Source organism: Leeuwenhoekiella sp. H156, from assembly GCF_052218455.1.
In the GTDB taxonomy this organism is placed as follows: Bacteria; Bacteroidota; Bacteroidia; order Flavobacteriales; family Flavobacteriaceae; genus Leeuwenhoekiella; species Leeuwenhoekiella parthenopeia.
In genome coordinates this window covers 1745877-1756916 of sequence record NZ_CP197499.1, presented here as the reverse complement: position 1 = coordinate 1756916, position 11040 = coordinate 1745877, and the positions used below count along the sequence as shown (strand labels likewise).

Here is an 11040-nt window from a genome sequence, read left to right as displayed (position 1 = left end):
ATAGCAGTGCCTGAGTCTTGCTAAGCGTTATTAAAACAGCTGTTATTTATTTAAGGATTGGCCTATATAGTATCTTTGCGTCACTTCAACATTAGAAAACTACTGAAGAATTAATCTGAAAAGGAAAATGGGAATAATAAAGCTCAATAAAGTAAAGGTTTACGCCTACCATGGTTGTTTAATCGAAGAAGGCCAGATAGGCTCTGATTATCTCGTAGATCTTAAAGTAAAATCAAATCTCACAAAGCCCGCAGTAACTGATGAACTTGCCGATACGGTAGATTATGTGCATCTGAATAAAATCATCAAGGAAGAGATGGCACAACGCTCAAAATTGCTGGAACACGTGGGTCAGCGCATACTCGACAGGTCATTTTTGGAGATTCCCGAGCTTGAAAAAGCTACTGTAACCGTGCGTAAAATCAATCCTCCCATCGGTGGTGATGTAGCTTCTGTTGGGGTGACACTTACTAAAAAGCGTTAATCCCTTTATTATCTAAAGAAAAAACTTAAATTTGCAGTCCTGAATAAAAAGGGTGTCGTGGCCGAGTGGCTAGGCAGTGGTCTGCAACACCACGTACAGCGGTTCGAATCCGCTCGACACCTCAGCAAAAACCCTTCTTAACCGGAAGGGTTTTTTCATTTCAATTATTTAAAGTCGAAAGCGTACTGCGGTTCTCCCGAGACTTCGGGAAGCTATAAACCAAAAAAACCTTCCATAAGCGAAGGTTTTCTGTTTTTCTAATGGATAATCAGGGGTATTACAGCTCTAAACTATCTATCCCAAACTGATTTTCAGGGGTGATTTCTTCAATACGTTTTTCCAGTTGATGCACTTCCGAAGGAAAAATTCCTTTAGAGATTAAGAGCAATCCAAAGAGTAACATCAATACGCTTATTCCCTTTTTGATGCGGGCTATACGAGTAACAGTAAGCTTACTACGCAGTTTTTTGGCCAGTAAAATTTTAAAAATATCAATGATGAGATAGGTTAACAAAATCACGCCAAAGAAAGTTAAAAGCCGGTCTGGGTTCATATCAAGCGCCGGTCCTGCTGAAATAAGAATTACAAGCCAAAACCCAAGTACACCAATATTTATAAAATTGAGCAAAAAACCCTTTACAAAAAGACCTAAGTAATTGCGTTTGCTCATAATCACGGTAGGATGCTCATCATCATCAAGCTTGTTTTTACGCACTCTTAAAAATGAAATCACTCCATAAACCGAGAGAAGCATACCGCCAAAAACATACAATGCGGGATCATCTTTGAGCTTGTCAAGAAGTTGGTTGGTACTGAAATAGGCTATTAAAATAAAGATGGTATCGGCACACACGACACCTATATCAAAAACAAAAGCCGCTCTAAAACCTTTTAAAGCGGCTGTTTCCAATAATACAAAAAATACGGGACCAACTAAGAACGCAAGTAAAAAACCCAGAGGAATCGCTGTTGAGAGGTCTTGTAGCATTTAAGAGTATCAAAAGTCTTTTCGCAAAACTGCGGGGGTTAAAGATTGTCAAATTAGGAAAACAACCTCGATAATTTCTTTAAAACCTAAAAGAATTTAGGCATATCCCTGCAAAAATAAATAAAATGACCGAATACCGCTTTTACGACCTCTATGTATCTTACTGGTTCATTACCTTAACGCGACCTCCTATAAACTTATCTTTGATCAATTCGGTAGGGTTACCGTATACAAATACATCTCCTCCTGCTCTTAACTTGATATCAGCAGTTCTTCTTGCAAAAATTTCAGCTTCTCCCCCGGCCTGAATTCGCAACTGGGTATCTGTGGTTTCGAGATCCTTCCCGTTGTAAATACCCCCGGTGTTGATCTCTACAGTTTGGTATTTTGCACTTCCTGTTGTTCTGATGATTCCGCCGGTTACTGCTCTCAAGGTTGCAGATTTCACATCCATACCGGCTGTGACCCGTGCTCCTTCCTGCACCCGAATTTCTATAGACTCCTGCTCTAAAAGTTCATTGATATTAATCTCTGCCCCTTCATTACCGTCGATAACCCGAAGATTATTGAAATATACTTCTACAAAGGTCTCGTTACCATCAAATATCTTATCGATGTCCATACGTATTTTAAGTATGCCGTCTTTATTGATGAGTTCAATATCTTCGGTATCTCTCCCTTTTAAAATCACTTTATTTTCATCAGACCTGATGAGGTTTACACGCATACGGTCAAAGACTTTGACTTCGGTGAAATCACCTATATCTTCCACTTTTTCCTGCGCATGTAAAGCACCGGTGACTAAGATTAAAAGGGCTAAAATTTGATTTTTCATAATTCTAAAAATTTTGGTCTGTTTTAAAGACAAAACCAAAACTGCATTGTTACAGTAACTTAATCTTCAATTGCAGATTTTACGCTAACTAAATTGAAATCCAGATGCTTTTTAACCAGATCTGCTTCTTTAACCTTCACATAAACTTCATCTCCAAGAGTGATTATTTGTTTGGTTTTTCGGCCCACAATTGCATATTGATCTCTGTCAAAATCAAAATGGTCGCCTTTGATATCGCGTAGACGAATCATTCCTTCACACTTATTGTCAATGATTTCAACATAAATACCCCATTCGGTAACACCCGAAATAACACCCAGGAAGGTTTCATCTTTATGATCCTGCATAAATTTAACCTGCATGTACTTGATCGAATCACGCTCTGCACTGGTAGCCAAATATTCCATCTCGCTACTGTGCTTGCATTTTTGCTCGTATTCTTCCTGGTTTGCAGATTTGCCCTGATCCAGATAATGCTGAAGCAGACGGTGTACCATCACATCAGGATATCTACGTATAGGCGAGGTAAAATGCGTGTAATAATCAAATGCCAGACCGTAATGCCCTATATTATCGGTACTGTAAACCGCTTTACTCATCGTACGGATGGCCAGCGTATCTATTAAGTTTTGTTCCTTTTTACCCGAAACATCACTCAAAAGATTGTTTAACGAAGATGTCGTACTCTTACGATCTTTAAGATTCATTTTATAACCAAAACGCCCGGCGATAGTTTGCAGTGCAGCCAGTTTCTCATCATCGGGCTCATCGTGAATACGGTAAACAAAGGTTTTCTTAGGCGATTGTTTACCTATAAATTCGGCTACTTTTTTATTGGCCAAAAGCATAAATTCTTCAATTAGCTTATTAGCATCTTTTGAGGTTTTAAAAAATACACCTACAGGATCATTATCTTCATCCAGATTGAATTTTACTTCCACCTTATCAAAAGAAATCGCACCATCTTTCATACGCTGTCTGCGCATGATTTTAGCCAAACGATCGAGTTCTAAAGTCGCCTCAACTATGGCTTCATCGGCGGTGTATTCAGTACCGGTAAGGGAAATATCAGCAGGGATTTTTCCACTTCGGGTTTCAATAATCTGCTGGGCTTCTTCATAGGCAAAACGGGCATCACTGTAGGTTACGGTGCGACCAAACCATTGATTTTTTACTTTTCCGGAAGATTTATCGAGTTCAAATACCGCTGAGAACGTATATTTTTCTTCATTAGGCCGAAGCGAACAGGCATTGTTTGAAAGTATTTCGGGCAACATAGGAACTACCCGATCTACTAAATAAACCGAAGTTGCACGCTCGTAAGCCTCATCATCCAGGATGGTTCCCGGAATTACGTAATGCGACACGTCTGCAATGTGAATGCCCACCTCATAGTTTCCATTCTCTAAAACCTGAAAACTTAACGCATCATCAAAATCCTTAGCGTCTTTAGGATCGATCGTAAACGTGAGTACATCGCGCATATCACGACGTTTTTTGATCTCATCTGGTTTGATACTGGTATCAATCTGATTGGCAAAATCTTCTACTTCCTGCGGAAAGTCGTGTGGTAAACCGTACTGGGCTAAAATGGAGTGAATTTCGGTATTATGCTCTCCGGGCATTCCCAAAACCTGAATGACTTTACCAAAAGGCGAATCGGCTTTTTCGGGCCAGTCTTCAATTTTCACTAAAACCTTCTCCCCGTCCTGAGCTCCGTTGAGTTTATTTTTAGGTACAAAAACATCGGTTCTCATTTTTCCTTCTGCAGAAGTATTTACAAAAGCAAAGTTTTTCTGCATTTGTACAACGCCTACAAATTCATCTGTTTTGCGCTCTATAATTTCTACAATCTCCCCTTCATGCTTTTTACTGCGTCGTTGTTTATAAACGTAAACCTTAACTGTATCTCCGTTTAAGGCTTTATTCATATTGTTTTTGGGGATGTAAATATCCTGTTCCATCCCTTCAACCACTACATAACCATCACCTTTGGTAGTACTGTCAAGGGTACCGGTATGATAGTGTGATTCTGCACTAAAGGTATATTTACCGCGTTCGGTCTCTTTAATGTGTTTTTTGGCCTGAAGTTGAGAGAGATTTTTTACAATCTGATTGCGGCTATTGGGATCATCAACATTGAGTTTGGCTGCAATTTGTTTATGATTGAAAGATTTTCCCGGTTCTTGTTTGAGTATCTTAAGAATTTTCTGTGTGAGATCAACCGGTTCTGTACTTGATCTTCTTCGTTTTTTATTTGGCATTAAATGCGTTGTATTAAATTTTTATTCGGAAAGAAATGAATTTTAAGATTTTGAGGTTATCTTATCTAAAATTCAGTTTAAAGATTTCCCAAGGTAGGGGAAATTTAATCGTACTCCTAGCAGAGCGTTAACTTTTGTAAAAGTAAGCTTTCGTAGGCTACTTATAAGAAACTGAACGGTAAAGATTTAGTTAATCTTTACTTAGTGTCTAATAATCAGACTAAAACTTAACCTAAGTTTCATATTTAAATAATTTTAGAATAGGCTATTCCTGTTAAATTTATATTAAATTTGTCTCCTATAAACTTCCAATAATTGAGTTATGAAATTGATTCAGATTAAACGTTATTCGGTTGTCATTCTATTTTTCACCATATTCATCCTTGGATTTTTAGGTGTCATCTCCTACGTAAATTCGATCTTCTAGGTATCGTTCATCAAAGATTTTAAAGGCTCTAAATTAAGAGTCTTTTTTTTTGCCTTCATTCAAATACCCCATTCACTTTTTTCAAAACAGTTGTTATCAACAACTAATACTAGTATCATTTTTCTTTTTTGAAATTTAAAATTAAAACTGATGCTTATAATGGTTTGTTAGTAGCGGTATAACTTAGGTTGATAAAGTCTTGTTTTTTTTGTTATTGACATTTATTAACCGCTTATTGATAGTTTTTCAGCATCAGGAATACTTGATTTTAAAGCTTTTGTGATTAGCTGTCAACAATTGTTGAAAACTGAAATCAGCAGCTTTCTTTTGATAAAATCTTACTAACATTTATTAAAAATGAAGACTCAATTGTCTCATAACTTCTCCATAAAAACTAAGAAGATTTTCTTGACTCGTATGGGGTATGTTCTGCTTTGAATTTTTTTATCGAAAAAACAATTTTGCTTGTTAGTTTTTGATGACAACTTATAAACAGTCATGTTAACTAAATGTTAACTGATTTAAAATCAGCGTTAATCAAATTATCTCGGGTAAGCATAGCCCGGCTTATGAATATCTTTGTAAGCGTATTCGTTTATAAATCTAATAACTAAAACTTATGGGACACGATCACAGTCACGCTCACGGCCATCAACACAACCACGGTGCTGACCTAAGCGGGCGTAATTTACTCATAAGCATAGTTCTCAATGTTTTGATAACGCTGGCACAAGCCATAGGCGGTATTATTTCGGGAAGTTTGTCTTTACTTTCAGATGCTGCACACAATTTAAGCGATGTGCTTTCTCTGATCGTGAGCTACATTGCCCGTTTGCTTTCTAAAAAAGAAGCATCTCTAGATAAAACCTTTGGTTATAAACGTGCCGAAATACTTGCCGCTTTCATCAATGCTGCCACACTAATTGTTGTAGCACTACTCCTTATCAAAGAAGCCGTGGTACGCTATTTAAACCCCGAACCCATTGAATCTTCTATCGTGATCTGGATGGCAGCGCTGGGAATCCTTGTAAACGGCTTTAGTGTGTTGTTAATTAAAAAAGACAGCGACACCAATATGAATATGAAGTCGGCTTATTTGCATTTATTAACTGATATGATGGCTTCTGTGGCGGTTTTAGTTGGCGGAATTTTGATGAGCGTTTATGAAGTGTATTGGATAGACCCGTTACTAACCTTTGCCATTAGTATTTACCTCCTTGTTATGGGTTACGGTCTGTTGAAATCTTCGTTTAAGGTCCTGATGCTTTTTAGTCCCGATGATGTTGAACTCACGCATTTTGTAGACCATGTAAAGCAAATAAAGCAGGTAAAGAATATACATCACATGCACATCTGGCAGCTGAATGAAAACCAAACCCATCTGGAGGCACATATAGACCTGGAAGCTGATATCACCATGAGTGAGTTTGATCTTATATTAGATCAAATTGAAGCCTATGCTCGCGAATGCGGAATCAATCATGTGAACATTCAGCCTGAATTTGACAAGACAGATGATAAAAAACTAATCGTTCAGCATTAAGTTTGCCCGTAGAAAGACCCTAATAGGAATTTATAGATAGTCAACAGAATTATTTAAGCCTTGATTAGTTGTGGAAAATGAATTTTAAGAAGATGAATATTGAAATACTAACATTTGAAGAGTTTAGTCTGCAGAAGCTTTATGAGGTTTTACAATTGCGCGCCGAAGTTTTTGTAGTTGAACAAAATTGTCCCTATCAGGATGTTGATGGTAAAGATCAAAAAGCCCTGCACGTTCTGGGTTATGCGGATGGTAAACTTGTTGCTTATACGCGTTTATTCAAACCGGGTGACTATTTTGAACGGGCCAGTATAGGAAGAGTAATCGTAAAAGAAAATTACCGTAAATACGGTTATGGTAAAGATATTATGAACGCGTCCATAAAGGTTTTGGAAGATGAGTTTGATACCAAAGAAATTGAATTATCTGCTCAGGTGTATTTAAAGAAATTTTACAATGACCTGGGGTTTATAGAATTTGGTGAAGGCTATCTCGAAGACAACATACCACATATACGTATGCTTAGAAACTAAAAAAATCCGCTCTACAGCGGATTTTCTATTTTGGTCAAGTATGTTAGATACTTATTTTAAATTTTCATAGGTTTTTTATCGAGACTGATGCTACTTAGCGTTTCATCAGTAAACTTATAATGGCCTCTGGTAGTCATAATTTTAAATTTAAAATTCTTCATACTACTAAGTACGTCCAGAAATAGCCATTTCGACTTAAGTAAACGGGGTTTTTTAGATTTTAAGCTGAGTTCAAAGATGTGTTTTTCACCATCACGTTCAGCTACAATGTCTGGAGTAATACTTACTTCACTCCCTTTTTTGATATATGATTTAGGACTTTCGAAGCCTTCCGTATCTGCTTTTATATTTTCAAAGCCGCGGTCTTCCAGGTATCCTATTGCCTGTTCCAAAATCTGTGTATTCTTGTCTGTATCCTTATCTAAAGTTATCATACTAAATAATAAGCTTTTAGATCTAATTAACTCTTAAGCTGAGGTTAAAATCCGCTTTAAAACTGTTAAAATCACCTGTTTATGTATGGTATTGTAAAAAAATTGTTGTAAATGGGTGTGTTTGGGTTAAAATAGAATTAATTCTGATTTAAGATTTTGCGGTATTTTGAGGCGTCGGTTACCACATTTGCAGCTTCTGCAATCTCTTCATTATGATCTATTTGGTATTCGTATAAACCCTGTCTGTAGAAATAACGTTTTACGAGTTCGTCAATAATCAGATTAGAAATCTCGTTTTCTTTCGCATCTAGTTCCCGCTTCTTCGTTGCATCAATCGCTTTCATCAGATTGGCATATTCGGTACTTATAGCATTCTGCAAGTCATCTTTTTCCGAATTGAGATAGGCTTCTTCCAGTTCTTTTTCGGTCTGGGTTTCATAGGTAAAGTCCTGCTTTTCCAGAAATTGTTTAAAAGCTGCATAGTCGGCCTGAGTAAATTTAAAATCGCTTAGCTTTTCGATTTTATGCGTGTAGAAATAGTTTGTAGCAAAATCAAAAATCGCCTGATCTTTCAACAAAGCTTCGGTGATGGCGCTGAGTTTAGCAGACTCTACTACGATATCAGGAAGTACTCCGCCCCCATCATAAACCGTACGACCGGTGCTGGTTTTAAATGCATTGTAATCTGCAACATCGGTGCGTATGGCATTTCCCTGCTCATCACGGTTCCAGTAATCAAGTGCCTGAATACATCTGCCGCTGGGCGTATAATACCGCGAAATGGTAATCTTCAACTGCGTGCCATACGTAAGCTCTTTAGGGCGCTGTACAAGACCTTTACCAAAACTTCGGGCTCCTACAATCACCGCGCGATCATAATCCTGCAGAGAGCCTGAAACGATCTCACTGGCCGATGCGCTGCGACCGTTTATTAACACCGCCACAGGAATGTTTGTATCCAGGGGCTCGTTGCGCGTATAGTATTGCTGATTGTACTTTTCAATAACCGATTTTGTAGTAGTTATTAATTTGCCTTTAGGTAAAAACAGATTGCTTACGTTGATGGCTTCGGTTAATAAACCACCGGGATTGCCGCGCAAGTCGAGAATTATGGAAGTAGCTCCCTGTTCTTTCAGCTCTTTAATGGCAGCTGCTGTTTCTGCGGAAGCTTTTTTATTGAATTTGGACAGCACTACATAACCAATATTGTCTTTTATAAGGGAATAAAAAGGCACTGCCGGAATATCTATTTCCTCACGGGTAAGTGTGGTGTTCTGAAGTTTACCCTGGCGTTTATAGGTAATGGGAATACTGGTTCCGGGAGCTCCCTGAAGCAAATCGCCTGCATCGTCTTCAAAATCTGCAATGGTAATATCCCCTATTTTAACGAGTTCGTCACCCGCCTGAAGACCGGCTTTATCAGCCGGATAGTCTTCATAGACTTCCATTATGGTGATTTTCTTGTTACGTGACAATACCGAAGCTCCAATACCGGTGTATTCCCCTGAATTATTAATGCGTGCATCTTCAACCTCCTGCTCGGTCCAGTATGTGGTATACGGGTCAAGGTCGGCCAGCATCCCTTCTATAGCACTATCCATAAGTTGTGCAGGGTTTACCTCATCAACATAATTCATATTGAGCTCTTTAAACAAGGTGGTGAAAATTTCGATCTGCTTGGCGATTTCAAAAAAGTCACTTTTAAAACTTACGGTAGTAACTAAAATAGCCAGCGAAGCAGCGGCGATGAGGATTCTCTTTTTCATAGATGAACCAATTTTCAATTAAGATTTAGGCGTATTTTTTTGGGATTTGCGCTTTTGCCAGCGGCGAATGAGAAAGATAACAAGAATCACCAGAATAATAAACGGCCAGATATAGATCAACCCCAAAACAAAGGTTGAGATCCCCTGCCAGCCGCCTTTTACGGCCTGTAGCATTTTTGAACCGTAGGATTTGGTCACGCCGCTTTCCACTTCGGTTTTATAAAAATACACGTTGAGGGTACTGTACGAAACCTGTTTTGAAAGGTATTTAAGCCTTCCTTCCTTAGCTTCTATTTCTTCGCGTATAACCGAAAGTTCACGCTCAATCTCTAAAATTTCTTTTACCGATGAGGCTTTTTTAAGCAACTCCAGATACCGGTTTTCGAGTTCGCGTTTGGCTTTAAGCCGGGCTTCCACGTCAATAAATTCTTCGGTAACATCGCGCTGACTTATTGATTTTTCTTCAAAGAATTCAACACCCTGGGAGATCAGTTCGAGCGCCTGTTGAAAATTTTCAGCAGGAACACGCAGTTGCAATTCCTGATAACTGCCCCGATAGTCTTTACCGGTACGTTCGTTCTCAACATAGCCCTTTGTCGTGTTTACAGCCTTAAGAATTTGGGCACGTGTCTCGGCTAAATCCTGAGTTTCAAACCGAAGATTCCCGGTTTTAATGATTTTTTGCTGCACATCAGCTTCTACTTCATCAGCCAGTTCCGGCTGAGCCATTTCTTCTTTGTAAGCAGCATCAGCAGCTGCATAGGATTCATCAGAACTGCCGCTTGAGCACATATAAATCATACTCAGCAGCCAAAAACCTAGTATTTTCATAAAGAATAGGTTTAACGGTTAATCATCTATTTCGTTTTGCGCGGCGTTGAACTTTGCAATGAGCTTAAGCATGGCTTTTTCGAGCTGTTCATAAGTCATGACCTCGCGGCCGGTATAGATAAACATAAACGCAAAAGTTAAGCCGTTTGTTTGAAAATCCTGTTTATTTTTTCGGTAAACCTCTCGCATAATGCGTTTTATACGATTTCGGGTTACGGCAAGTTTGTGATTGCGTTTGGCTACAGAAACTCCCGCCTGTATAGAAACCCCTTCCTCAGGCAAAGCCGAAGTTTTATAAACCAAAAGCAAGGGATAGGCACTTACTTTCTGTCCTTCGGTAAACAAGGCATCGATAAGTTTTTTCCGTTTGAGGTGTTCTTTTTTAGGGAAAGTTTGCTTCATAGTTTAGCCAGAGGCGAAAAAATTTAGGTGTAAAGATAGACAACAAACTAAACGGAAGTAGCCTTAAGGCTACGGGTAATGAATTCTATTCGTACAAATCAATTTCCACCTGGGTATTTAATTGATGTAAAAGAGCTATAAATTCTTTGTTGAAAAATACTCCTCCGGAACGGAATGAGTTTAAATTTTGAAGAACGATGAAAAACTTACTATAGAGTTTGTTTTCAATAATCAGCTCTCTTAGTTGTTGTGAAAATGGTGTAATCTGTTTCGAAATTAAGCTTAATGTATCGTCTAAACCCTCATTTATGTCATTAGCGTTATATCTGAAATTAATGTACTTAATTCCATTTCGGTAAATTCCATCTTGAATGATAGCATTCTGAAAATAAGGCTTGAATAATTCAGGGTTAAATTCTTTCCCCGAAATAGAAAAGTAAACATAAGCCGTGGGTGTATTATTGATAACTGACATCAAAGAAAAATTTAGGAATAAAAATAGACAACACAATTATGTGAATGCTGATACAGAA

Annotated in this window: 11 protein-coding genes and 1 tRNA gene; 4 read left to right on the top strand and 8 right to left on the bottom strand. The window is 38.2% G+C overall.

Annotated features, from left to right (window positions below; all coding sequences use genetic code 11):
• The first annotated feature begins 127 nt into the window (after window positions 1-127).
• Both folB and ACSSS3_RS07545 read left to right on the top strand, forming a co-directional pair.
• Window positions 128-484 (top strand): dihydroneopterin aldolase, encoded by a 357-nt coding sequence (folB, locus tag ACSSS3_RS07550; RefSeq protein ID WP_228229295.1) that lies wholly within the window; start codon window positions 128-130, stop codon window positions 482-484.
• 51 nt (window positions 485-535) lie between these two features.
• Window positions 536-606, top strand: a tRNA-Cys gene (locus ACSSS3_RS07545).
• A 155-nt stretch (window positions 607-761) separates the two neighbouring features.
• On the opposite strand, the gene ACSSS3_RS07540 is transcribed toward ACSSS3_RS07545, so the two are convergent.
• From ACSSS3_RS07540 to rnr, 3 genes are all read right to left on the bottom strand, one after another.
• Entirely contained in the window at window positions 762-1472 is a 711-nt protein-coding gene (locus ACSSS3_RS07540) for a LysE family translocator (protein WP_442847052.1), read from the bottom strand.
• A 160-nt stretch (window positions 1473-1632) separates the two neighbouring features.
• Entirely contained in the window at window positions 1633-2307 is a 675-nt protein-coding gene (locus tag ACSSS3_RS07535; RefSeq protein ID WP_228229297.1) for a head GIN domain-containing protein, read from the bottom strand.
• A gap of 59 nt (window positions 2308-2366) precedes the next feature.
• Window positions 2367-4571, bottom strand: coding sequence for a ribonuclease R (gene rnr / locus ACSSS3_RS07530; protein WP_442847051.1), 2205 nt, complete (start codon window positions 4569-4571; stop codon window positions 2367-2369).
• 1046 nt (window positions 4572-5617) lie between these two features.
• Here rnr and ACSSS3_RS07525 point away from each other — a divergent pair.
• Together ACSSS3_RS07525 and ACSSS3_RS07520 are read left to right on the top strand one after the other, a co-directional pair.
• Window positions 5618-6541 carry a cation diffusion facilitator family transporter gene (locus tag ACSSS3_RS07525; RefSeq protein ID WP_442847050.1) on the top strand — a complete coding sequence of 308 codons (924 nt, stop codon included), beginning with the start codon at window positions 5618-5620 and terminating at the stop codon, window positions 6539-6541.
• 92 nt (window positions 6542-6633) lie between these two features.
• Window positions 6634-7074, top strand: a complete 441-nt coding sequence (locus ACSSS3_RS07520; RefSeq protein ID WP_442847049.1) for a GNAT family N-acetyltransferase — start codon at window positions 6634-6636, stop codon at window positions 7072-7074.
• 56 nt (window positions 7075-7130) lie between these two features.
• Here the strand turns inward: ACSSS3_RS07520 and ACSSS3_RS07515 are convergent, their stop codons facing one another.
• From ACSSS3_RS07515 to ACSSS3_RS07495, 5 genes are all read right to left on the bottom strand, one after another.
• Entirely contained in the window at window positions 7131-7508 is a 378-nt protein-coding gene (locus ACSSS3_RS07515) for a hypothetical protein (RefSeq protein WP_228229301.1), read from the bottom strand.
• A gap of 137 nt (window positions 7509-7645) precedes the next feature.
• Window positions 7646-9274 carry a S41 family peptidase gene (locus ACSSS3_RS07510; RefSeq protein ID WP_228229302.1) on the bottom strand — a complete coding sequence of 543 codons (1629 nt, stop codon included), beginning with the start codon at window positions 9272-9274 and terminating at the stop codon, window positions 7646-7648.
• Window positions 9275-9292: 18 nt separating this feature from the next.
• Window positions 9293-10105 carry a DUF4349 domain-containing protein gene (locus ACSSS3_RS07505; protein ID WP_442847048.1) on the bottom strand — a complete coding sequence of 271 codons (813 nt, stop codon included), beginning with the start codon at window positions 10103-10105 and terminating at the stop codon, window positions 9293-9295.
• A gap of 18 nt (window positions 10106-10123) precedes the next feature.
• The gene (rnpA, locus tag ACSSS3_RS07500; RefSeq protein ID WP_228229304.1) at window positions 10124-10507 is read right to left on the bottom strand and encodes a ribonuclease P protein component; all 384 of its coding nucleotides are present in this window, start codon (window positions 10505-10507) and stop codon (window positions 10124-10126) included.
• An 85-nt stretch (window positions 10508-10592) separates the two neighbouring features.
• A complete protein-coding gene (locus ACSSS3_RS07495) occupies window positions 10593-10982 on the bottom strand; it encodes a hypothetical protein (RefSeq protein ID WP_442847047.1) in 390 nt (129 codons plus the stop codon).
• Window positions 10983-11040 lie beyond the last annotated feature (58 nt).